The organism is Labilibaculum sp. K2S, assembly GCF_030372765.1.
GTDB lineage: Bacteria > Bacteroidota > Bacteroidia > Bacteroidales > Marinifilaceae > Labilibaculum.
In genome coordinates this window covers 76,267-102,952 of sequence record NZ_JAUCMW010000019.1, presented here as the reverse complement: position 1 = coordinate 102,952, position 26,686 = coordinate 76,267, and the positions used below count along the sequence as shown (strand labels likewise).

The 26,686-nt window shown below is 38.3% G+C and carries 15 protein-coding genes; all 15 read right to left on the bottom strand.

Annotated elements, in window-relative coordinates; translation table 11 throughout:
• Nucleotides 1-335: 335 nt before the first annotated feature.
• Nucleotides 336-2,936 carry a glycoside hydrolase family 31 protein gene (locus QUH73_RS17060; protein ID WP_289531649.1) on the bottom strand — a complete coding sequence of 867 codons (2,601 nt, stop codon included), beginning with the start codon at nucleotides 2,934-2,936 and terminating at the stop codon, nucleotides 336-338.
• A 213-nt stretch (nucleotides 2,937-3,149) separates the two neighbouring features.
• Nucleotides 3,150-5,603: a glycoside hydrolase family 95 protein gene (locus QUH73_RS17055; RefSeq protein WP_289531648.1), complete on the bottom strand. Its 2,454-nt coding sequence runs from the start codon at nucleotides 5,601-5,603 to the stop codon at nucleotides 3,150-3,152.
• Nucleotides 5,604-6,090: 487 nt separating this feature from the next.
• Nucleotides 6,091-6,234 carry a hypothetical protein gene (locus tag QUH73_RS17050; RefSeq protein WP_289531647.1) on the bottom strand — a complete coding sequence of 48 codons (144 nt, stop codon included), beginning with the start codon at nucleotides 6,232-6,234 and terminating at the stop codon, nucleotides 6,091-6,093.
• 173 nt (nucleotides 6,235-6,407) lie between these two features.
• Nucleotides 6,408-6,959: a DUF3237 domain-containing protein gene (locus QUH73_RS17045; RefSeq protein ID WP_289531646.1), complete on the bottom strand. Its 552-nt coding sequence runs from the start codon at nucleotides 6,957-6,959 to the stop codon at nucleotides 6,408-6,410.
• Nucleotides 6,960-7,204: 245 nt separating this feature from the next.
• Nucleotides 7,205-8,596, bottom strand: coding sequence for a glycoside hydrolase family 43 protein (locus tag QUH73_RS17040; RefSeq protein ID WP_289531645.1), 1,392 nt, complete (start codon nucleotides 8,594-8,596; stop codon nucleotides 7,205-7,207).
• A gap of 3 nt (nucleotides 8,597-8,599) precedes the next feature.
• Nucleotides 8,600-10,645, bottom strand: coding sequence for an NPCBM/NEW2 domain-containing protein (locus QUH73_RS17035; RefSeq protein WP_289531644.1), 2,046 nt, complete (start codon nucleotides 10,643-10,645; stop codon nucleotides 8,600-8,602).
• 24 nt (nucleotides 10,646-10,669) lie between these two features.
• The gene (locus tag QUH73_RS17030) at nucleotides 10,670-13,153 is read right to left on the bottom strand and encodes a glycoside hydrolase family 31 protein (protein ID WP_289531643.1); all 2,484 of its coding nucleotides are present in this window, start codon (nucleotides 13,151-13,153) and stop codon (nucleotides 10,670-10,672) included.
• Between the two features lie 60 nt (nucleotides 13,154-13,213).
• Nucleotides 13,214-15,610, bottom strand: a complete 2,397-nt coding sequence (locus QUH73_RS17025) for a glycoside hydrolase family 5 protein (protein WP_289531642.1) — start codon at nucleotides 15,608-15,610, stop codon at nucleotides 13,214-13,216.
• A gap of 465 nt (nucleotides 15,611-16,075) precedes the next feature.
• Entirely contained in the window at nucleotides 16,076-17,638 is a 1,563-nt protein-coding gene (locus QUH73_RS17020) for a carboxylesterase/lipase family protein (protein ID WP_289531641.1), read from the bottom strand.
• 15 nt (nucleotides 17,639-17,653) lie between these two features.
• The gene (locus tag QUH73_RS17015; RefSeq protein ID WP_289531640.1) at nucleotides 17,654-18,775 is read right to left on the bottom strand and encodes an alpha/beta hydrolase-fold protein; all 1,122 of its coding nucleotides are present in this window, start codon (nucleotides 18,773-18,775) and stop codon (nucleotides 17,654-17,656) included.
• 136 nt (nucleotides 18,776-18,911) lie between these two features.
• A complete protein-coding gene (gene xyl3A, locus QUH73_RS17010; RefSeq protein WP_289531639.1) occupies nucleotides 18,912-21,533 on the bottom strand; it encodes a xylan 1,4-beta-xylosidase in 2,622 nt (873 codons plus the stop codon).
• Nucleotides 21,534-21,733: 200 nt separating this feature from the next.
• On the bottom strand, nucleotides 21,734-23,656 hold the full coding sequence (locus QUH73_RS17005; RefSeq protein ID WP_289531638.1) for a glycoside hydrolase family 97 protein: 1,923 nt from the start codon (nucleotides 23,654-23,656) through the stop codon (nucleotides 21,734-21,736).
• A 52-nt stretch (nucleotides 23,657-23,708) separates the two neighbouring features.
• Nucleotides 23,709-25,631: an alpha/beta hydrolase-fold protein gene (locus tag QUH73_RS17000; RefSeq protein WP_289531637.1), complete on the bottom strand. Its 1,923-nt coding sequence runs from the start codon at nucleotides 25,629-25,631 to the stop codon at nucleotides 23,709-23,711.
• 34 nt (nucleotides 25,632-25,665) lie between these two features.
• Nucleotides 25,666-25,971: a hypothetical protein gene (locus QUH73_RS16995; RefSeq protein WP_289531636.1), complete on the bottom strand. Its 306-nt coding sequence runs from the start codon at nucleotides 25,969-25,971 to the stop codon at nucleotides 25,666-25,668.
• 139 nt (nucleotides 25,972-26,110) lie between these two features.
• On the bottom strand, nucleotides 26,111-26,677 hold the full coding sequence (locus QUH73_RS16990) for a hypothetical protein (protein ID WP_289531635.1): 567 nt from the start codon (nucleotides 26,675-26,677) through the stop codon (nucleotides 26,111-26,113).
• Nucleotides 26,678-26,686: the final 9 nt, after the last annotated feature.

The following is a 26,686-nucleotide window of genomic DNA, read 5'->3' as shown; positions in this document are numbered from 1 at the left end:
ACCTATTTACCTATAAAACAACACTTTAATAATCGAACTCAGGTTAATTGGTATTATAAATAAAAAAAGCCATTACGAAATGCATAATGGCTAACTTTAAAAGGAAAAAACAATTTATTATTCGTGTACTCTCTGATTTTACGATTTATATTTCCAGTTTTGAATTGCCTTAGAATTTCATCAGTCAATAAATCTTTTGATCCAAAAATAAGTGTACTTTTAATATGAGATTAACGTACAGTTGCTTCCATTTTTTGAGCTAAAAAAGGACTCCGAAAAAAAATCAGAAATAACTGTACCTATATTTTTTATGGAATTCTACTTAAGAAAAATTTTTAAAGTTGAATTACAAGCTTTTCTCCTTCATAAGATGCATTTCTATTTGCCATATCCTTCCCTTTTGAACTTTGTTCAATAACCTTAATAGTAAACTTTCTATACTCAAACATTCCAGGATACCTCCCTTCTCTAGCTCCAATTGTAAGTTTCATTTTTTCATTATCCCACCTAAATGTGATAATGGAATAAGTCCCCTCTTCATAATTATAATTATCTCCTTCGTCTTCATATAATTCAAAATATCCATCAGCTCCCGGATAGATTCTTATTTCCAATGGCTCTGAAGTTTTTTGCCCTGAGTATTGAACCACTCCTCCCATTGGAAGAATAGATCCTGACTTCACAAATAGTGGTATTTTATCTAAAGGGGTATCGGTTTTTACCGTTTGTCCTCCTTTAATGCGCTCCCCAGTCCAGAAATCATACCAATCGTTATTTTTCGGTAAATAAACATCTAACATATTGATACCAGCTTCTGTAATAGGGGCGACCAACAATGATTTGCCAAACATATATTCATATTGCTGCGAAACGGCTTGAGCATCGTCCCTAAAATCCATAACCAAAGGCCTCATCATAGTTGAACCAGCACTGGTTACCTGCCATGCCTCTGAATAAATGTATGGCAATAACGCATAACGCAGATTCAACATTTTGCGCATGTTCTCTTCTACCTTTGTCCCATACTTCCATGGTTCTGTTTCGGATTGATAACCATGCATGCGAAAAATTGGGTTAAACACCCCCCATTGAAACCAGCGGACAAGCAGTTCATGATAATTTTTATCGCTGTATTGTAAATGTCCCGGACGGAAGAAACCTCCGATATCGGTGGTCCAGTAAGGCAATCCAGTAATGGTATAATTTAAACCGGCTACAATCTGGCGCCTGAAAGTATCCCATGTGCCACCAATATCGCCCGACCAGTTAATGATGCCATAGCGCTGCTGGCCAAGGAATGCAGAGCGTGTAAGAATACAAACCCTTTTATCAGAAGCAGTTGCCCTTTGTCCTTCGTACACCGCTTTACTCACCATTAAAGGATAAGTTAATCGGTAAAAATCGCCTAAGCCTGCATAGGTTTGTTGCCCTTTTAATGCATCATTTTCAGGCTCAACAGCATCCATCCACCAAGAATCCACCCCATTATCAAACATATTTTCTTTTAGTGTCTGCCAATACTCTCCTCTTGTTTTTGGATTGAAATAATCGAGCCATTTAGTGCCTGGCACAAAACGGTTTTTAGCTACATACTCTTTACCTATGCCGGAATTCTTATCGGGGTTTGACCATATTGATATATTAAAATGGACATTTAAATCATGTAGTTCTTTTATAAAACCTGACGGATTCGGATAATTCGTTTCGTCAAATTGCGGAACACCCCAGCCCCTATTTCCCCAATATTGCCAATCCTGAACAATTACATCCATTGGCAATTTTCTTTTTCGAAACTCTTTTACAGTTTCTACCAGATGTTTACTTGAAATATACCTTTCTCGGCATTGCCAAAAACCATAGGCCCACTTTGGAAAAAGGGGTGCTTTTCCGGAAAGCTTACGGTACGAAGCTATAACCTCATCGGCTGAAGGCCCATAAAAAACAATATAATCAAGCTTTTTAGCTGCCGGCGATCTAAAAGTAGTGGTATTATCCTTTAGCTTCCATGATAATTTTGGGGTATTATCGGATTTACATATTACTTGAACCTGATGTTCCCCTTGTTTCAGTTTCACTAATGTACCAGCAGTTGGTGGTAGCCACATGTTGCTCTGGTCAAGAACAGGATGTCCGTCAATAGTTACAAAATGCCTGTTGCCCATATCTCCTAAATCAAGAAAAATGGAGTAAGTTCCAGATTCTGCTAATGAAAATTTCCCGGAATAAAGGGCTTGATTTCGAGATACTTTCTGTGTTCCGGATGTAGTTGTTACCTCAACTACGTCTTCTTCACCTTCGGTTTGTTCCTGTTTTTTCAATGCTATAAAGTTATCAGCAGGGTTAAAGTCTGTGAGTCCATACTGATGCCATAACACGCCATAACCTTTATTGGAATAGATAAATGGCAATGCAATTTGAGTATTAACCTGGGTTAAACGGCGGCTTACACCTTTTAAATTATAATTTCCATCCTGAAATTGCCCTAAACCGAAAAGGGCTTCAGCCTCAGGGGAAAGAAAGGATTGTTCTGCCAAATAACAAGGTTCGCCATGAATCGTATCGCTTACAAGTTTTCTGGAATCAGCATTCTCTTCTAGAAAAACTTTCCCTTCAGCATTAGCATAAGACAACTTCCCTGTTGTTTTATCAACAAGAACATGAATATTTTTTCCTTTCACCTCAATGGTTGAGGAATTTTCAGACACTTCATACCCCGGAACTTCATCTGCTGAAGTTAAGACCAACTCCAGCAAACTTTCCAAAGAGTCTTTCATATACATAATCCTCACGGCATTATCGGCTATTGGATAAATACCAAGCCTCCCTTCTGAAAGTGTTATGTCTACGCCTTTTTTACTTTTTTGATAACTTATTACGCTTGGCTTTGAGCAGGATACCAAAAAATAAGCAATGAGGGCTAAATAAATTAATTTCATTTTAAATGGCATTATATTTAGAAGTGTTTTTTTTCAAACATATATATTACAATCAATTACACATTCAGATTATTACATAAGGTTATCTCCCCGCTGTAATTGTGCCAAATTTAATGTACTAGGATACAGGGTGTGGCTTAAATAATCACAAGGGCTGTTTAGAGGTACCTCAATATAAAATACTCCTTTACTTCATTAATTCAAATGGTTCTATTATTTAATTCCGTAAAATGAAATAACCTGATTGGATTTAGTATCGATATCATATTCATATATCTTCCTGAACTCAGCATTTTGTATCTCTTCCTTGGCATTATTAATTGGTTGAGGTGTAGTTTTTAAAAGGTAAAAACCATTTACATTTTTACCTTCTGCTTCCCTAATGCCATTTCCACTAAGGGGAGTGTAAGAACGTACACGGCATAAACCACCATTCAAAGAGCGAATATCAGCTTTAATCAGTTGTCCTTCGTCCCACTCCATATTAACTTCAAAACCACCCCTTGCTTTAAGTCCACTCACTGTTCCTTTGCGCCACACAGACGGCAGGGCTGGCAGTAAATGAATCGCTTCATCGTGGCTTTGAAGAAGCATTTCAGCAATACCTGCTGTACAACCAAGATTACCATCAATCTGAAAAGGAGGGTGTGCATCAAAAAGATTAGGATAGGTGCCACCGCTTCCACCCATGCCACCCTTCCCGTCAACGGGCTTTAACTGATCTTTAATAAGTTTATAGGCATGATTGCCATCAAGTAAACGCGCCCAAAGGTTTACCTTCCATCCCATAGACCATCCTGTAGATTCATCGCCACGAGCCAAAAGTGATGTTTTTGCCGCCGAAAATAATTCGGGTGTACGATAGGGTGAAATTTGGTTTGAAGGGTACAAGCCATAAAGGTGAGATACATGACGATGATGGTCATTTGGATTATCTAAATCTTCCATCCACTCCTGCAACTGTCCCCATTTACCTATTTGCATTGGAGGTAAACGTCTTAATGCTTCATTTAACGTGTCAACTAATTCGGGATCCGTATTAAGAATTTGTGCTGTATGTATGGCAATTTTAAATAGATCAAAAACCAATTGATTATCCATAGTTGTTCCGGCTGTAATTGATGTTAAACGCCCCATTGGGGTATTTTCCGGTGAAACAGAAGGACTTACAACCAACCAATTATTTACAGGCTCTTCAACCAGAAAATCCACAAAGAACAGAGCGGCATTTTTGATCACAGGATAAACAGATTTTAAATAGTCTATATCACCTGAAAAGGCATATTTTTCAAACAGGTGTTGCGACAACCATGCTCCTCCCATTGGCCACATTCCCCAATTAGCACCATCTATAGGCCCATTAATTCGCCATATATCAGTATTATGGTGTAACACCCAGCCTCTGGCACCATACATATCCTTTGCAGTTTGTTTTCCTGTTTCAGCTAGTTCGCGTACCATTTTAACCAATGGTTCGTTCATTTCGGTTAAGTTGGTAATCTCAGATGGCCAATAATTCATTTCAGTATTAATATTCACTGTATATTTACTATCCCATGCAGGAAATAGGTTATCTGCCCAGATACCTTGTAAATTAGTGGGTTGAGTACCTGGACGCGAAGAAGAGATTAACAGGTACCGGCCAAACTGAAAATAAAGAGACACCAATTGTGGATCGTTGCCTTTGGCAAACTCTTTAATACGCACATCGGTTGTTTTCTTTTCTGAATCAGTTACCCCCAAATCTAATTTAACGCGGTTAAAAAATGAGCGATAATCAGCAACATGTTGCTTCAATGCTTGCTCATAATCCTTTTGTATTGCTTTATCAAGGTATCCATTCACCCTTTGCTTGGTGTTGCCACTTACGTCTTTATAATTATTAAAATTGGTTGCAACGGAAATATAAAGAGTTGCTTCATTGGCATCTTTTACAGTTAATATTCCGTTTTCAGCAGAAACAGAACCACCTTTCGTAATAATCTTAACTTTAGCATTGAAAGCTACCTTCCCTTTAATACCTTCTTGATCGCTGCAGATACCAGACATAATTAGTTCATTAGTATCGTTTGTGGAAACAGTTACTTCGGAAGGCCTGTCCATAGTTGCAGAAAAATTAATGACACCTGATTTATCTGCTTCTATTTTTGCAATAATAACCTCATCGGGATGGGAAGAAAACACGCTGGTTTTATAGCCAACGCCATCAACTTTATAGGAAGATGTCACAATGGCATTATTAATATCCAGCTCTCTGTAATAATCGGTATAATTCTCATGTCCCGGAAACGTAAGCTTTAAGTTGCCTGCTGTTTGATAAGACATGCCATGAGATTTTTTACTAATCATTTTCTGATCTACCAGATCACGCGCTTCAGCAAATTTACCTTCAAAAATAAGCTTGCGCACATTGGCCAAGGCATCTTTTGCCAGCACATTATCGTTACGATTAGGACCTCCTGCCCATAACGTGTTCTCATTCAACTGAAAGACTTCATTTACCGGGTCGCCAAAAATCATTGCTCCTAAACGACCATTGCCCACCGGCAAAGCTTCTACCCATTGTTTTGCAGGCTTATCGTACCACAGTTTCAATTCTTGCTCTTGTGCCTGCAACTGCATTATAAATGCTAAAGCTAAAGCGGCTGCTAAAAAAATCTTTTTCATAAACTGGTTTTCTATATGTATTTTAGCTTTGCGTAAAGCATTTCTATTTTTTAATTTCATCAAAAATAGGCTATTATGCCCCAAAACGTTTTCAAATTCAAATATTATAGTTTAAAATACAGACATCTGGCAGTTCTATATTTCCGACCAACATTTACACATTGGTAATGCCTACAAAAAACAAAGACAACCCTAAAGGCAGTCATGGTTGGAAGAAATTCAGATCATTTTTTTTACAAAAACAACATTAATCTTCTAAAAGCTAAATGATTATATCTACTATTGAGATTATCTGGTATTATTAATAAATTTACTTTTTCAATGATGCATTTATGTAACTTATAATTCATAATTGGATTCAAATACTTGAATCGATATAGCTAGTACCTATAAATAAGTAACGAGTTTATTTATCTGCGCCGCCTTAACAATCTAACATAATACATCACACCAGCAACATTACTCGGAAGAGCTTGAAATTTCACCCTTACATGGTCTTTTCCAACAACCATCGAGTTGGGAATGGAATATTCCACTTTCCGGTGTTGTCTTCAGTCAGAAGTTTTTCATCGTCGATATAAATATCAAATTTCCTGCTACCCCATTCTGCGCCCCAATAGCGGACTCTCATTATGGCAATCTATGATGAAATTTCTGAAACATTAATTCTCTCATCTTCAAAGTCGCTTATTCAAACCTAAAAACATTGGAAGAAACGAATGGTATTTCAACCAGATAAGTTATAGCCAGTCCATCTGGATCAGAAAAATATAAATTATAGAAAACTCTAGTTGAGGAGATTTCTTACAGCAACTTGTACACACCAATTATAACATAAGGCTTTTCGCCTGGATTTAACTGTGGCATAGTAAGTGTTCCCAAAAAAATGGCATGATTAAGATAAGCATATTGGCTATCGTTTGGAGCTTCCAAATCAACAACTGATTTTACATAAAAACCACCCTCTTCCCCTTTTGCAGGTACATGCATCAGTGCTTTGTTTATAACCTGAATTATAATGCTATCATTCGTTTTAAGCAAGTAACGTGCATTGAGTTCTGTATCACCATCGGGGCGCACCACTTGCCAATCTTCACCGCCTGGCAAAACTTCGCCTTGTATGTTGGGACCTTTAAACGAGCCTCCTTTAATTGGTATCATCCGGCGGGTACCATGCTTGCTGTCTGCAACAATAACCATATTGCCAATTTCGACTTTAGCATCCCACATGAACTCCACCTTAAAATCTTTATAAACACGCTCCTCTTTTTCAGTGGGAGTTAGCTGCGCTAATATATTGAAAGGAATAAAAGCAGTTAGCAATAATAAGCTTAACACCAGAATATTTTTAATCATTTTAACTTTCTTTTTAGATAAACTTTTCAACTACTAAAACGCTCTATATTCAGCGAAAATCCTGCCTATATAAATCTATTAACCACATTAATACGCCGACAACTGCTCAAAATACAAACAACGCTTATCACATCCTAACGTTACAGATATGACTCCGTTACCGTTTTCTTCTTTCAAAATAACTTTAGGGAATTGCTATGTATTGAAGGCTATGCCTAAAAAAAAGCATAGCCTCTTATTCTCAACTATTTAATAAACTTCCAATGGTCAAAATTGAACAATTGACCGTCATTGCCTTTAAACACAAAATATAAATCGTGAACACCTTTGACTTTATCGACCTTGGCAGTGAATGATTTCCAAATAGCTTCCCCATCAGTTTTGGTAATTTCACAAACGCCAATCAACTGGCCATCTTTAGCATCTAGACGAATCTCAATTTTCCCTCCGGCTAGGGAAGCTGCAGTAGCTTCGAACTTTTTAGCACCTTTTGCAAAATCAACACTACGCACTTTTAAGTAATCGTTGTCATTAATTTGCGAAACATACACACCATTGCTACCCTCTGTCGTTTTCAATCCTTCGGACCAGGCAATGGTTTCAGCTTCCGTTCTTTTGAACGGATTTAAGGGTTCCAAACTTGATGTTACACCTTCTTTTGTTGGTACCATTAATGGAATTGATCCATCTTCGTTGTATTCAAATTGTTCAACACAAGAGGAACGCCTGAAACCGCCTCCATTTGGCAAAGCTTCGTTGTGGTAGAAGAAATACGAATTCCCTTTAAAATCAATAGTTCCAGAGTGATTTGTAAATGAAAGTTTAGGATATCGCTCCATTATTAATCCCTGATATGTCCATGGACCCGTTGGCGATGGAGATGTTGAATACCCAATACTTTCAGGAACTCCATTGGCGGCATAAATAAGATAATAAAGATTGTTGCGCTTATAAAACCAAGGGCCTTCAACATATTTAGTACCTAGTTTACCATCTGGCCTTACACTTTCGCCAAACGATTCGGCAGTCATATCAACCGATACTACTCCGTTATTGCCTATGCTATGGTCATACGAAACCATATCTTCATTCAATTTCACATACCAAACACTAGGGTTGCCCCAATATAGGTAGGCCTGCCCATCGTCGTCGACAAAAACAGTAGGATCAATATCTTGCCATAAATGGTCACTATCAACTAGTTGTTTTCCTAAAATATCGGTAAAAGGTCCATAAGGCGAATCGGCTACCAAAACACAAACCCCGGTTCCGTGAATAGGTACATAGAGGTAATATTTGCCATTGCGTTCGATACACTGAACCGCCCAAGCACCATTGGTTTTATCCAACCATCTGAAGTTTTTTAACGAGGCAACTGCGCCGTGGTCCGTCCAGTTAACCATATCAGTTGATGAATAACAACGCCAATCGTACATGGTAAAAAAATTGGCTACTGTGCTGTCCTCATCGTGAGACGTATAAAGGTAAACGGTATCATTGTAAACCATTGGTGCCGGATCGGCAGTAAAATTGGTTTGCACAATTGGGTTTTGAGCATAAACAGAACCCGTAAAAAGTAAAACTGTTAGGACTAATATTGAAGCGATTCTAAGCATATTTGATATTTGTAAATTCATATTTTAATATTTACCAGAATTAAATTTATACAGAAGGACTCCATGCGCCGGAACTTTAATTGCCAGCTTTTGAGTATTGGTATCTATTTCAGCAATATCTTTCTGGCGCCAAAGGTCACGTACGGTAACATTTCCTTTTATGCCCAACTTTTCGAAATCGCTGTATTGAGCATCTACTATCTCTGCTCCGAAATTGCAGAAACCAACTGCACGGCTACCATCTTCAAGTTCCTTCACATAAATCCTTAAATCCCCAATGGTTTGGATACAGGTAGCCTGTTTTCCAAGCGGATCCTGATTAACATCAATCACTTCATCGTTTGTAAGCAGATTCAAGGTAAAATCATCCAATTTTTCCATGTCACAACCTATTAAAAGAGGTGCGGCAAAAAGGCTCCATAAACTAATGTGCAAATACTGTTCGTCAGGCTTTAGCTTGCTAGGGTGTGTATTTCCCCAACCAACATGGCCAACTACCAACATATCAGGGTCGTTCCAGTTGCCCGGTTTGGCATAAGGAGCAGATTTATCCTGGTCGAGAGCAATGTTTTTCACACTTACCCATGTATCGGTAATATCGTTGGTGGTACGCCAGCAATTGCCGCCAACTGAACCTCCCCATTTCCATACATCGGACATACCATATTGACAGACACTGAAAACAATATCACGTGGTTGCTCCCTAAGATAATCCCCCATTAGTTTGAAAGGTTTCATTGCGGTATTCAGCTCGCCTCCACCATTATAGGAGAGCGATGACACTTTATATGGGTCATTATCGGGCAAGCCATCAATTACATTTCCATAACTACACCAGTCATATTTAAGGTAATCAAAGCCCCACTCAGCATAAGTTTCAGCATCCAACTCTTCAAAACCAAAGCTACCGGCACATCCACCACACGACCAAGGGCCTGGGCTGGAATAAAGACCTATTTTAAGGCCAAGTCCATGCACATAATCAGCAAGGCCTTTCATATCTTCAAATCGTTTATTAGGTACGATTTTTCCATTAGCATCCCTTAATTCCCCTCTTAAAGAAGCGTCTTCAGAATCGCGATGGTTATTCCAAAAGTCATCAATATTTATATATGTCCAGCCATGGTTAATCAAGCCACTTTTAGCCATAGCATCGGCAGCGCTTTTAACTTTTTCGGCAGAAACCTCTTGAGCAAAACAGTTCCAACTGTTCCAACCCATTGGTGGTGTGAGGGCAATTTGGTCTCCACAAACTATACGAAGTTTTCTTTCTGCTTTACCTTTAGCATTTTTGGCAGATAAGGTAACTTCATAGGTTCTTTTTTCATGCAATTTTCCTGTAATAATACCTGTTTGAGGATTCAATTTCAATCCCTTTGGTAATTTTTGGGCCGAAAATTCCATTGGCCTGTCGCCTGTTGCAGTAACTAAGAATTGAAACGGCGAACCCGGGCGTACGCCAAAAACCTTAGCTCCAGTCAACCTTGGCTTATCCGATGGTTTTGGAGTTAAAATATACGGTTCGCTCGCAATTGGATTATAGGTTTTTAATGTTGTAACTCCTGTGGTTTCAAATTTAGCATCTACCCAATCGGCATGGTCGTAGTAATTGCCATTGCCTCCATCGGTAACTACCAATTCTACTTTCTTAATGCCGGTTAATGCAACAGAACATTCTTTAGCAGAATCGCCTAAATGCATCACCCCGCTGGACCAAAGTTTATTTCCATCGCCATAAATTTCAAACTCCACAGCAGGCTCATGCCCTTTCATTTCATCATCAAGCCCTACTTTTGCAGTAAATGCATTTGCTTTACCTTCAGTTAAAACAAGTAACGAACTTACCGCATGGGTAGCAAAACCACGTTCAAAGGTTTGCCCTGCGATAGTCATCGTGTTGCCATCTAAAGATTTGTTTTTCACAGGCACACCATATCCTTGGGTTGCCGTACTCAGGTCTAGTTCATCAAGCCATACTGTTTGGGCTGATAGATCTTGCATTCCACACAGACCGGCTAATAATACCAATCCAATAATACCTGTCAATGTGATATTCTTAATCGCATTCATAAGTCACTATATTTTATATACCTATTAAAATTTAACCAACACTTTCTTTCCGTTGTACTTAACCACTTTATCAAACGACATAACAACCTCATTTCCTGCCGCTTTGCCTTTGGCCACTTTAACAATGCGGAAAGTACGCTCTTTAATCATTCCAGGAAAATCCCCCTTGCGATTATCGATGGTTAATGTTTTTTTAGCATCGTTCCAATTAAAAGAGATGGTTGAGTATAAACCTTTCTCATAATTGTAATTGTCGTTTTCATCTTCGTAAAGGGAGAACTCGCCATTGGCACCTTCGTAAACTCTTATTTCCAGATTATCCCAATTCTTTTCAGTGGCATATTGTACTTTTGGCCCTATTGGAATAATGCTCCCTTCTTTGATGTAAAAAGGTATGGTATTTATTGTTGTTTCTTTGGTTATTTCTTGTCCACCGTGGTACTTTTCGTTAGTCCAGAAGTCATACCAATCAGCGCCTTCAGGCAAATAAACGGTTGACGATTTAACAGGCATAAAATCTACCACTGGAAAACCATTCTCGCCTATTTCCTGCCCTTTATTCCAGCCTGTTTTTTTATCTACTTTCACCACTTTTTCCGGTGTGTATTGAGCTTGAAGAACAGGGGCAACTAAAATGGATTTGCCAAACATGTATTCGTCATTCAAATCCCATACTTTTTTATCATCCGTAAAATCCATCACCAAAGCACGCATAAAGCTGCCTTGCTGTTTTGTAACATCCCACGAAGTGGAGTAAATAAAAGGAAGCAGCGAATAACGTAATTTGATGGCATTTTCAATGGCATCGTAAACAGGCTCGCCTTTTTCTCCGAAATAATAAATCTCTCTTTTTAGATCGGTGCCATGAGAACGCATCATTGGTGTAAATACTCCGTATTGCAACCAGCGTACATACAACTCCTGGAAAAGTGGATTTTTTGCAGCTGTACCATCATTATAGGATAGGTTGTAGGCTCCGGCAAAGAAACCGCCAATATCTGAATTGAAATTCGGGTTTCCGGTAAGGGTGAAGTTAAGGCCGGCAGGAATCTGGTTACGCAAAGCCTCCCATGACGAACCCAAATCGCCCGACCAAACATTACTACCATAGCGTTGCTGCCCGGCAAAACCGGAACGGGTTAAAATAAACACCCGTTTATCAGAAGTTTGCTTGCGCTGGTGCTCATACACACCTCCAACTGTTTCCAGAGGATAAGCATTACGTACCTTTCTGAAAGAACCCAGATAAGTTTTATTATCAAAATCTTCTGGCTTAACATCTAAATGGTCGGGCTCGGTTGAATCCATCCACCAGCCATCAATGCCTAAAGAGAAAAGTCCTTTATTAAGATGTTCCCAATAAATATCTTTTGCCTCGGGATGATAGGCATCGTAAACCTGAACACCAGAAGGATAATTCATGTCCGGTGGCCAAACATCTTTACCTGACTGAGGCCATGTTTGGAAATCCATCAACATGCCTTTGTCCTGCAATAGTTTAAATTGCGACGTTTTAGGGCCAAAAGACGACCAGATAGAGATGATAAGGTGCGCATTTAAATTATGTACGTCGTCAACAAATTTTTGCGGTTCAGGAAAACCTGGATTTAAAAACTGCATGGCATTCCAGTGATAGTTGTCGCCCCAATATTGCCAGTCTTGGATAATACCATCCAGAGGAACGCCTAACTCACGGTATTTTTCAACAACTCCTACCACTTCATCCTGAGTTTTGTAACGCTCTCTGCTTTGCCAAAAACCATAGGTCCAAAGTGGGAACATGGGCACTTCACCTGTAAGCTCCCTCATTTCAGCAACCACGCCATCGGCATTTTTGCCATACATAAAATAGTAGTCGATACAATCGCCAACTTCCGAAAGAAATTCAGTACTTGCTTCATTGTCGGTAAAGGTTGTTGGCGAATAGTTATCCCAAAACAAACCGTAGCCTTTCACCGATTGAAAGAAAGTGGTAAAATCCCAGGTATTATTCTGTACCATTTGAACTTGTTGATTTCGTTGCGACATTTTACCGTTCTGCAAAATTCCAAGTCCGTATATTGCCTCGTTTTCATCCAGAATATATGACTGTGAGACACTGTAAGTTGTATCTCCGGCATCAATAAAGTCAGTAAATTTACCTCCATATTTTTTTTCGTTCAACAAAGGTTCTCCTGATATTGTTTTAAATGCCACTTGCCCATTCTTTAGATTTAATACAACACTAATTTTCTTACTCTTCAAAATAATTTCCTTGCCCATTTCTGAGATATTAAAAATCTCTTTCTGAGGCTTCTTAATCACAGAAAGACTCTTTTTTTCAAATTCGTCACCCTCTGGAAATTTTAATATCCGAACTGTAGATGATCCATAAAATTGAATTTCTATTTCAGTAGAATTTATTACTGTTTTAATACCTAGATCTGTCTGCTTATATGATTGACCTTTACTGGTATTGTATAGCGAAAATACCAGTAAGAGCAATGTATACATATGCTTTAATTTCATAATAAAAATATTTTTAATAATCATACAATTCTTCAAACTTGCCTTTATTTAAATGTATTTTCAATATTCCATTTTTAAAACTTTTGTTGCAACCACAGTTCCATCCGAATAAAGTTCTCTAACTATAAAAATTCCTATCCGATTATCTAAATCAGTTATTTTTTGTCCCAATAAAGTAAAATATGCAGTTGACGTAACAACAGCACCTGAACTTGGAATATTATAAATCCCATTCGTTTTTTCTACTTGTCCGAATAGAGCAATAGTTTTACTAAAAGCTCCTGCCGAAGAAAGCTCAATATTCCCACGATACATATTGTCTGTTAAACCGGAAACTAACCTTACATATATAATAACCAAGGAGACTTCACCCTTATTCGGACTAAGCGATATCATTTGAGAATATCCTTGTGTCTCTTCAAGTGATATTTCATAATTGGCAGAAGATGTAATGACAATATCATTCGTCAATTTATTACCGGAAACTATAATTTGCTGCACAGTAGATGGCCCTGTATCAATTCCATAATAAAAGTCATTAAGCTCTGTAATATTATTTGAGTTAATATCCTGAATATTAATAGATGGTGGATCATATTCGCTGGAATTAGATAGGAATACAGTATCAATTACAAAAGGATTACTGCCATTAGACCAAAAGCCTGCAATATAAATATGTTCCGAATTAAGAGGTGTACCATCATTCTTCTTTGCTTGTTCCAGCATTACAACCACTTCTTGTTCATTACCGAACTGATACGAAGCGGGTGACCCCCAATAACTACTTCCATCATAAATGTTGAATGATATATCAGCAGTATTATTTCCACCTAATCGAGCGATGATATATTTATAACCAGTTAAATCAATTCCTTCATATTGCCAACCTCCAAAACCATATAATCCGGTATTCAGCGTATTGGTAACTCCATCAAAAGAGCCATTTTCCCAGATATCAGGATTAAATAAATTATTTGTTAACGGAAAAGTGGTTGAGGTAATATTTAATGTCACTTGTTTTTGTACACCTAAAGGTCCTGTATAAGCTATATCAATAGTTGCTTCTCCATCCTTAAGTGAGTAAATTCTTCCATTAGAAACTTCAACGACCGAGGGATTGTCAATAGTGTACTCAGCAAGAGAACCTACATTTTCGATATGCCCATCAGCAAAAACAGCCTTTATTTTTAAACCTACAGATCTACTTGTTAAAAGTGCTAAATTCTCCCCACTTTCAACAACCAGATCCGATAACGCTAAATAGTCATCTGCAGCACCTTCAAAACTATATTCCTGTGCATATTCCTGATACCAATGATAAACCGGCCACGGACAAGCCTCCGGATCATTAAGAAAGACATAATCCTCACCTTCAGCAGGAGCAATTCCTGTAAAATCATCCAACAGGTCAGGACTTGTAAAAAGGAGCCAACTTACATTGCCGCAACCGTCAACAATCTTCTTTAAATTTGCACCGAAACCATCTCCACCAGCAATACCGGTAATGTCTTTACCCCAGGATGCGTTGTATTTTTCCGGTGCCCAATCCATCTCTGTTACCATGATAGGTGCGATATCAGCTATTGGCTGAACCTGATTATTCCATCCATTTTGGAAAGGTTCATAGCCTTGACCACTGTTAAACCACCCCGGATAAACATGTACTGCATAACCAATATTATCGCCTTCAATGGGATTCGCTGCGTACCCGGCATACAATGACTGATATCCTAAACCCGGTATCCAAAGTATGTTATTTGCACTCTCCCTTACAGCATCAACAATTGCCTGAAAATAGATTCTAAGGTTATCGAAATGACCTTGCGTACCTGCGCCATATGTTCCATCGGATCCAAGTATATCAACTGGCTCATTGGCTAATTCAAACATAATGTTAGGATTATTTTTTAATTTGGGATGTTGAGAAACATATCCCCAAACTAGAATAAGATATTGCTGATATGCATCGCCGATAGCTATCTCTTCGGGACAAACTCCCGGAGGACGCATTACAACGTACAATCCCTTTGAGATTGCATATTCGGCCATGGGGATAAAAACCTGATCGAGATATGTTTTAAACCGATTAAAGTCAAAGGCAGATATATCGTTTTCACCATTAACCTGCACACCCGGAGTATTGGACCAATAGGGATCCATGTGTAATCGAATAAAATTCATTTTCCAACCGGCCTGCAATATACCGTCAATTAAGCCTTGGTTATAAGTCAAACATGCAGCCACATCAAAGTTGGTCCATTTTGAATTCTGTTCGTTAAACCAAGGAGAGTATGTTTGAGCAAAACCGTGCAAATTTACAATATGACCAGAAACATCTTTTAAATATCTCCCCTCCACATGCAATTGAGGCATTGGCATTCCTTCCCATGCAAATGTGATATTTGCATGGAAAATAACTACTAATACCAAACACAATTTTAAAATTACTGTCTTCATTATGACTATTTTTTTGTCTGACTTTTAATAAAATTGCTTATTAATTACAATTGTACAAACGCCATCGCAATCTATCTTCTACCTTTTCCCTTTGGATTTACGATCTTATTTTCAGTCCACAAAAAGAGAATAGTGTTGCAAACCAAATTTTTGATGGCAACACAGCCTCATTTATTTATTATAATTTATTGCAGGCAACAAACCTTTTTTCCTGTTAAATATTTAATCGTTAAAACTTCATTTATACCAATCAGTGTTACTCATACAAATTGTAAAAAAATGTCTATCAACAGATAACCTACAGAACTAATCGACCAAACCTTATGAGTCGATTCTACAAATTTCCGATCTCAACCCACTCATCATTGAAATAATATTTTATTTAAGTTATTCCCAGCGTCATAAAAAATAACCTTGGTAAATAAAAAATTTAAACACTTAAAAAATCCAATAATACTATTATCATTATTTTGCCCAATCCTCTCCATTAGGTGTCCTGCGCCACTCAAAATATGCATCAAGTACTTTAAGTGCTTCTTCGCTTGGTACAGATCCCAAATGAGGCGTTGATCCCAAGTACATTATTTGCTTATTTTCATTGCCGAATGCAGGCCATTCAGGAACACCTTCACCATTAGGATTGCCATACTTGGCAAAGTTGACCCAATAAGTGCCCATCGCCTCTGATATTTCACTATCTGACTCTGATGTCTGCGAATTATTATCTAAATGTTGAAAAACATAGGCCACATCCTGTCCATGCGGAGATCCATAACCAAACATTGGGGAATCTTCAGGATAAACCGGATGTTGATCGAAATAGTAATAATAAACATCAGATTTCCCTGTTTTAGATTGCAATTGCGCCCAACTCCAGGTGTGCCAGCCAAAAGCGGCATCACGCATCAGGTCGCGAGCTGTTTTTGGCACACTATTTTCTTCAACTGGATAGGCTTGCAATAATGCATCTGCAAATTTTCCATAACGTGTTTTCACATTATTTATGACAACCTTTGAATCTTTTTCCCACATAAAACTGGCACCCTCATCGGAATTATAACCAATCAGCACAGGTACATCGTTGTATTTTCCTTCCTGATAAAGCTCATACTGATCGCCAGGAATCACATATCCATCAACAATAGGCCAACCTCCGGGCATGGTCCAACCCGCCGGGATAAATTTTTCAGCTTCCATTTCGCGCAATTCAGCAATTGACGAAGCACCATGGTTCTTAACAAATGCTTCACCATCTGCTTCAGCTTGTTTCAATGTTTTCATGTTTTCACCCGGATAGGTAGTTGATCGGGTAGGTCCAAAAGAACCACCACTTTGCGATATGGCTCCATGAAACAAACCTTTTGCCAATGGCGATGCACACAACATACTTACTGAGATTCCTCCTGCCGACTCTCCAAAAATGGTTACTTTATCAGGGTCACCGCCAAAAGCTGCTATATTTTTTTGAATCCATTCAAGGGCTGCAATTTGATCTAACAAACCATAGTTGCCTGAAACACCTACTGGACTCTCAGCACTTAATTCAGGATGTGCTAAAAAACCAAGTTGACCAACACGATAAGAAATACTAACCAAAACAACCCCCTTTTTTGCTAACATTTCGCCATCGGAAACAGGATCTGAGGCAGATCCAAAACTAAAGCCTCCACCATAGATCCAAACCAGTACCGGAACTTTTTCATCCGGTGTTTTTGCCGGAGTCCAAACATTAAGGTATAAGCAATCTTCACTCTTCCCAGCAACCGGGTTTCCTCCTTGCATAGGGGCAGGTGCAAATTCGATTGCTTGCTTAATACCTTCCCACTTTTCTGCGGGCTGAGGAGCTTTCCAGCGTAATTCACCAACCGGAGGTTTAGCAAAGGGAATGCCTTTAAAAATGGTTAAACCATTAACAATAGTTCCCTGTAAAATTCCCTCTTCAACCTTAATCTGGTCAGGCTCTAAAGTGGTGCAAGAGACAGTTATTACCATTACAAATAAACTAGCAAAAAATTTGATTGTTCTCATCTATTTATTTTTTTCCTATTTAAATAATTTTGGTGCAAGCTCTTTCAAACTACGGCGCCAAGTCAAAAATTCGTGACCTGTGTTCTCCGAAACATATGAAACAGCGTTAATCCCAGCGTCTTTTAAACTCTTAACAGAATTATTTACACGTTCAGGATTTTCACGACTACCACAACTTTCGAAAATCAATTTTACCGTTGATTTGTCTTTTATATCATCAGGCACATAAACCCCTCCACTCAAAAGTGCATAATACGAAAACACTTCCGGCTTATTAAGAGTAATCAACCTGGTTTCAAACCCTCCCATCGACAAGCCAGCCATTGCACGGCTTTCAGGCTCATCTAATGTTTTAAAATTTGCATCGATATAAGGAATTAATTCATCAACTAAAACGGTTTGAAACGGGGTAATGTCAAAACTTTTTAACCCTCCTATTTTAGTTTCGTTGGTCATGCCGTAAGTCATTACAATAATGAACGATTTAGATTTTCCTTCGGCAATCAGGTTGTCCATTATCAGGTTGGCATGCCCTTGATTAGCCCAAGCTGTTTCATCCTCACCCCAACCATGTTGAAGGTATAAAACAGGATATCTTTCTGACTGATTTATTCCGTAGCCCGGAGGCGTATACACAAATGCCCTACGTATTGTTTTTGTACTTTCTGAAGGAAAAAGTATTTGTTCTACTTTCCCATGAGGAACATCTTTCAAAGCAAAGAAATTACGGTCGTGTGCAGGTATTTCAATACCACTTTCCCAGCGTAATGAACCAAAAAAATTCATTGCTCCCGGGTCATTAAACATACCACCATCAATGGTTAAATGATAGTAATGAAAACCTTCGTCCATAGCCCCTTCTGTAGTCCCCATCCATGAACCATCTTCCATTTTCTCCAGTTTTGTGCCCCCCCGGCCACCAAGCCCAAGACTAACACGTACGCTATCCGCACCAGGAACATCAACACGAAAACGAGCGTATCCTTGTGAATTAACTTGAGGGTATTCTTTGCCCGGCTGATTTAATTCAGAAGGTTTAAAATCTTCAATTATGTTTTTAGACGTTGTTTGAGCGAAACACATATCTCCTGCTAAAATAAATAAGAGAACAAGTTTCAAGAAAAGCTTCTTTTTCATCGTGATTTGTTTTTTTTGTTAAGAGAAAAGTTAAAAAGACAGTCTCCTGCTGATATATTCCTGATTTTATAAGCAAACTCTACGAAGCTTAAAGAATCATAGCAGAGAAGGTGACACATATCACATTGATAATAAATTAGTTGATTGTGACTTTTATCATTTTTAAATCTTTTGCATCCGAACTATTTCCATAAAATATTTTGTATTCACCAGGTGTTACAGCCATTTTTCGTTGATCCCAATCATAAAACTCAAAAGAAGAGGCTGGTAATTTAATGGTGGCTTTTTGAGTTTCGCCCGGTTTAACTGTTATGCGCTGATAGGCTCTTAGCGTTTTTAAAGGGCCGTCGATATCATTTTCTTTATGCACATATACTTGAACTACTTCTGTTCCGCTATTCTTTCCTGAGTTTTTAACCGGAACAGTTAACGAAATAGATTCTTCAGCAGAAATTTTTGTTTTACTTATGGAAGCTTTGCCAATATCAAATTTAGTATAGCTTAATCCATAGCCAAACGGAAAAAGGACATCCGTTGTATAACGATAGGTACGACCTTTCATGGAATAATCTTCAAAATCACCTAATTTTTCAGAGTTTTTGTAAAATGAAATCGGCAATTTACCGGAAGGATTATAATCGCCAAACAGAACATCAGCAATAGCTTGTCCTCCCGATTCTCCAGCATACCAAGCCTGAAGAATAGCATCACACGTTTCGGTTTCGGGGGTTAAAGCAATGGCCGAACCAGAGCAGTTAACGAAAACCAATTTTTTACCAGCCTCTTTCAATGCCTTTAAACAGTTACGCTGAACAGATGGCAATTCAATATTGGTACGGTCACCGCCTTTAAAACCCGGATAAGAAACCGGCATTTCTTCGCCTTCCAGTTCGCCGGAAAGTCCTCCTACAAATACTACTACATCTATGCCTTTTAGCTTTTTAATTAAGGAGGAATAATCTACATCAACTTCTTTTCCGAAATTCAGTTCAATATTGGCCTGCCAATCGTTCATTTGAGCATATCGTATTTCAATTTTATACTTTTTACCTGCTTCTACTTTAATAGGCATCTTTGAGGAGAGTAAGCGCCAGTTATTGTATTTTCGAATAGTATCGCCATTTACCAACAATTCAAAAGCTCCTGAGGCACCTCCTTTAAAAACAAGATCTTCGGTTTCTTTTGCCACAAATTCGGTTTCATATAAAGCAGAAAAACCCTCAAGTTTTACACCTGATGCAAATTCGTGCTGGCCGGCAGTTGTTAATTTAATTGGATTGGTAATTTGCGTAGTTGCAGCAACAGCACCTTTTCTTTCACTATTATTCCAATAAGTAGCTTTAAACCCGGGTTTGCCTTCAAAAACACATTGTCCTATATAACTTTGGGTAACTTTATCCTCCACTAAATCACAACCTTTATCATAAAAAAGAGTATTATCGGCCAATTTGGTTTTTATACCGTTAAGAATAGAAATAGTTCGTACCGGTGTACCATTATAATTTCCCCATAACATGGGCTCATTGCCGGCGTTGGGTCCTATAACGGCAATTTTATTCTCTTTTTTGGATAATGGAAGTATATGGTTGTTATTTTGAAGCAAAGTCAGTGACTGGCGAGCCATATCAAGTGCCAGCTGTCTGTGTTTTTCATTATTCAAAATTGAAGGAGGAATTTGTGCCCAAGGTACCATTGAATCATCATCAAAATCACCAAGATCAAAACGCCCAATTAATACACGCATTAAGCTTTTATCTATATCTTCTTCTTTTATCAATCCCTTTTCAACAGCTTTTGGTAATGTCTTATAAGGATAATTATTCCAAACACATTCTACATCGGTTCCAGAAAGAACAGCTTTTGAGGCGGCATGAACAGCATCGGAAGATACTTTATGTGAAGTGAAAAAATCAGTAACTGCCCCACAATCAGAAACAACTAAATACTTATATCCCCACTCGTCGCGAAGAATACGTTGCAAAAGCCTTGTGCTTCCACAACAAGGCTCATCGTCTAAACGCTGATATGCGCACATCACCTGGCGCACATCACCTTCTTGTACCAAAGCTTTAAATGCCGGAAGGTAGGTTTCATATAATTCCCGAGGATCCACGTCGTTAAGATTCAATTCATGACGACTCCATTCCGGGCCGGAATGTACTGCATAATGCTTTGCACAAGCCAACAACTTACGATATTTAGCATCGGCAGGTCCTTGCAAGCCCTTTACTACCGCAACGCCCATTCGTGAAGTTAAGTACGGATCCTCGCCATAGGTTTCCTGTCCACGTCCCCAGCGAGGGTCTCTAAAAATATTTACATTCGGTGTCCAAACTGAAAGACTTAGGAAACGTTTGTTTTCATTACCCATATTAATCCACTCATGGTATTTGGCACGTGCTTCATCTGACACAGCGTTATAAATATCATACAACAATTCATCATTAAATGAAGCTGCCATCCCAATAGGTTCGGGAAATACGGTTACATTACCATTATTGGCATATCCATGTAAAGCTTCGCTCCACCAGTTAAATTTCTTAATATCCAGCCGTGGTATAGCGTCAGACTGATCGCACATTAGTGTTGCCTTTTCTTCAAGCGTAAGCCTTAAAATTAAATCTTTAGCGCGCTCCCGGGAACTTAATTCCGGGTTTTGAAAAGGATATTCCTGCCCCCAAACAGTCAGAGTCAAAAGAAGATTTAAGACTATTAAAAATCCCCTTTTAAACACGGTAGAGTCGATTTGTATTTCCATTTGTTTAAAAATTATCAAAACCACGATAACCTGTGCAATTTATAATCATGCTCCTTTGTTTCCAATTATTTGCTCCGGCTATGTCGGTTTCATCTGTTTATATTTTATTTTTTAAGGTCAGATGAAACTCGCAAAAGATCATCATCCCCTTGTTTTGGGAAGCTTTATTAATGGCTCGTTTCATTTTATAGATTTATTCGTTAATTCATTGGTTTTAGACTAGCAACAAAACCACCCCTTGGTAAAGACTTTACAAGAACAATACTTGATTTATCAACCACCATATATTTGGTTTTCAACTCTGTATCAAAACCTCCACCGGTAATTAAAATCAGCTTATATTTCATTCCATCAGGCAAAAATCCAAATTCAACGTTTTGCGTAAGCTTTTTATCTTCAGAATTAAGCCCGCCTATGTACCATTGATTCCCTTTTTTTCGAGCCATAACAATGCTTTTTCCCGGATAGCCATTGAGGAACCTGGTATCATCCCAACTATTTGGTACCTCTTTTAAAAAGTTCTTGACTGCATCCGGCAGATTATAGTATCCCTCGGGACGATCGGCCAGATGTTGAATTCCCGATTCAAACACAACACTCAATGCCAGTTCGTGCCCATAAGAGGTAATATGTGGATACTGAGAATTAGTAAAAGTAACCGGTGTATAGTCCATACTTCCAACAACATTTCGGGTAAAAGGCAATATGGAATTATGTCTTGGTGCAGTAGTCGTAAATTCCGGCCCATTATTATACCATTCAGCCCCCCGCACACCTTCGTATGTCATCAAATTAGGATAAGTACGTGCCCATCCTCGCGGTACTAAACAGCCATGAAAATAAACCATCATCTCGAACCGGGCAGCATCTTCTAAAATATCAAGATAATAATTTATCATATTCTGTTTCTCACTTTCAAAAAAATCGACTTTCACCCCAGCAACACCTAATTTCTTTAATCTGGCAAATTCTTCCATACGGTTTTCATGAGTCAACATCCTGTCTTTTGGTGTGGCGCCAACCCATGTATGTTCGCCACCCGAGTTGTACCACATCAATGGCGTAACACCTATAGAATGAATGTATTTTAAAGCATCTTCCAATTGCCCGCCGTTACCCATGGCATCCCATTCCCAATCAAGTAAAGTGTATCGCCAATTAAAAGCAGCAGCCAAATCGGCAAATTTACAAACTGTTCTATAGTTCTTTGTACCATGATTATCAGACCAGTAATTCCACGAAGCTTTGCCAGGTTGCACCCAATCCGTATTCTCAATTACAGAAGGTGTTGACACATCATCTACCAATGTTGACTCAACAACATTATTAAGACCTCCGATAATGACTAAACGCCAGGGCGATTTCCATGGCAATGAAATAGTTGGCTGCACCTCACCTGTTCCTCTGCCATTCCATTCATCGGGGAAAGTTATTTTATAGGATGTCTTCTCACTATAGTTTGAAAGCTTTGTTCCGCAATAATTTCGGTTTAAATCAGCTTCATGAATTAAAAACCAACACTTTTTATCGGCTGTATTAAAAAGTGCGGGATAACACCAATCCTTTTGAATATTACCATCTACCATTTCAGAGTAGAGCCCCTCATTTGCAGGGTTATATTTTTCGAGCCATCTTTTTGTACTATCAGGAATAAAATAAGCTGTTAACTCATCCTTTACCAGGTATGTCCCATTTTTTTCAGGAAATTCGTACCGAAAAGCAATGCCATCATTATAAGCCCTAATAATTAGATTTAATTTTGCCTTCCCGGGATTTTGAAATGAAACAGTTATTTCGTTAGCAGAATTTGTGCATTTAGAACGCTTGCCATGTAGAGTTGAATAGTTATCGGTTATTAATCGGGCTTTTCCTGTTTTAAGAAATTGTAAATCCTTACTAAAATTCTGGTCACTACGCACCAACCCAAGATTTATTTTAGGAATAATCTGTGTTGATCCATTACTATCATAATTTACCTGTAAAAACCATGTGTCTGACACAAACTCATTTGGAGCATTCACCACAACATTTATTTGTTTGTTTGGTGAGGTTACAGATGCAACTTGAGATAATATTGCAGTACTCCACACACATAATAATATTGAAATAAAAAAGAATTTCATTTTTATGCCTATTAATTTTACCTGACTCATTCAACTAAGAAACGCACTATTATCACTTAAATAACACTTGTGAAAAATTATACAGGTTGTTTCGCCATACCGGCCAGGTATGTCCGCCAGGATATTCGCTATATGTATATTTAATTTTTATGTCATCGAATTTACCAAGCATTCTCTGACCGTTTTTCCAGGCAATATCTTCTTTTCCTCCCATTGAAATCCAAAAACACTTCAAATTTTTATTAATCTGCGCTGCGTTTTCTTTCATAAAATCATACTCTTTATTTGCAATATCGTCTTGCATCGGATGAATCCATCCAGAACTAAATACGCCCAAATACCCAAACAGATCAGTATTGCGTACTCCCGCATAAAGAGTTTGCATTCCGCCCATAGATAAACCTGCCAATGCACGTGACTGAGAATCGGTTTTAACACGATAATTCTTTTCAACGAAAGGAATGACTGTTTGCTTTAATTCTGATTCAAAAAGTTTCAGAAAACCCTTACTAAACCCTGACAATGCCAAATTGCCATCTAACATTACAATAACCATAGGTTTCGCTTTTCCTTCGGCAATCAGGTTATCTAAAATCAAATCGGTTTTACCCTGAGTTGCCCATCCGCGCTGATCCTCTCCTCCTCCGTGCAACAAATACAACACAGGATATTTTTCTTTAGTATTCTGAGAATAACCGGGAGGTGTATACATATAAAAATTACGCCACGAGTGGGTTAAATTTGAATAGTAACGCTTGAATCGAATATCGCCATGAGGAACCTCTTTTATTTGGTAGTAACCATCTCCGGCAAAAGGCACCTCAATACCACTTGCCATGCGTCCCATACCGTAAAATGTTTCACTTGAAGGATCAGCCACGGTAACACCATCAATGATTAAAGAATAATAATGAATGCCTTCGCTCAACGAATCGGTGGTAACTTCCCAAAACCCATCAGCCTGCCTTATCATATCATATTTTCGGCCTAAATCAACCTGTATCTTACTTGCTTCCGGTGCCTTAATGCGAAAAACAGCTCTTCCATCAGTCAATATCTTTGGGTATTGAGCTGAACGCACATTTGATTCAGCTCTTCGCCCCTCACTGTTGACACCCGAAAACAGGGCATAATCAACCGGCTTAAACAACAACTGTGAAAAATGATATAGATTATCTTTCCACACATTAAAATCGTGGTATCCACCGGCAATCACCTGGTAAATATGAGGTACACTATTCTTTTCCAAGTAATCGTGAGTACGCTTACTAAAATTGATCAGGTTATCTTTATCGCCGCATGAGATCCAAAGCAGACTCAAATTTTTAGCGGCATCATTGGGATTTGGCAACAGCTTTTCGGGCTCTTTTGTGTTGGGTGCAGAAGAGAAGCCTCCAATCCAGGCAAACTGATCCATATTACCCAAGCCAAAATTCAAAGTTTGGCCTCCTCCCATCGAAAGTCCGGCGATGGCACGATGTTCTCGATCGGCAAACACGGGATAACTCTTTTCTATGTATGGAATCAAATCACTAATCAAGTCTTTTTCAAATGTTGCAAAAGCAGCCACTTTCAAACTATCATAGATATTCCCTACAGCCCGATCATCTTTCATTGCTCTTCCGTTAGGTAAAACCACAATCATAGGTTCAACCTTTTTTTGTGCATAAAGATTATCCAGAATTACCTGAGGCTTTCCTTGCACATACCACTCTTTTTCATCACCTCCAATTCCGTGCAACAGATAAAGGACAGGATACTTTTTATTCTTTGAAAAACCAGGGGGTGTGTAAATGAGAGCACGCCGACTACAACCAACAGTTTTCGAAGTATAAGTTATTGTATCAATTTTTCCATGCAAAACATCAGCATTAACCATATCGTAACCTTGCGGTGCCGATTCTATAATCACCTGACTGTTTACGGCTAAGGTAAACAGCATACTAATTGACAAGAATAAAAAGAGTTTCTTCATTTTTTTTATTTAAAGCTTTAAATGTCTTCGTTTGTTATTTTTGAGGTATAATTATTTGATATTTTCCACTTAAATACAGCAAACTAAACAGATATAACAATTTACCATAATAAAGACCGAAATAACCATCGATATATGGCTTAAGTTTGGCATTCCACAACTCAGTTTTCCGGCACCCCATATATCCAACAACAAGCTCAGGTTCAGTACTATCAAGATTCAATTGGTCTTTAAATTCAGATATTCCCTGAGATCGAAACAACTCCTGAAACTTATCAGCATAAAACTCTTGCCACTCCTTATCTTTGCCATACCAAATGTAATCCGTTACTGTATTCATTGGCACATGCCACGAATCATAACCAAATCCGACAGGTATCCACTGTGTTCTTCAAAGAAACTACCATGAATGACACCACCAACAATTCGATTAATTTTCTCTTCATAATATTAATTCAAATATTGGATAAACCTAAATCTTAAGGAAATACGATTTTGTATTTACAACTTGTATCTCCTTTTCGAACAGAAGCAATAACTTCTGCCTCCGCCTGTACGCCCGAAACCGATGAAAACATCTTCTCTGCAAACCCTTCAGAGCAATAGCACATTGCAGACGAATCTTTTTCTTTATCGTGAACTGCAATTGGACAAACACAGTAATTTTTGTTTTCATCGGCAATGAGTATTCCTTTCTCCTTGTCGTAATCTACTTTCCAACCCCATTTTTCGCGCAGGAAAACAGTGAACTTGTCAAGGTCACCTTTATACTCCGCCAAAAGAGCATCCATTTTCAGATTTTCATAATGAACCCCTGCGGTTTTTTTAATTACTTTCCGGGCAGACTCTTTGTCTAATCCAACATTTACATTCAGTAGAATACTTGCTATCCATTCCTGTAAAAGGGAGAGTTTTTGGGTTTGAGCTTGCATTGTGTTTTCATCTGAGCCATCGACTTTTTTTGAAAACGCAATTGAACCGAACCCACACAAACACGCTCCTGAAAAACAAACTTTTTTTAAAAAGTCTTTTCTATTTACTGCCATCTCATTAAG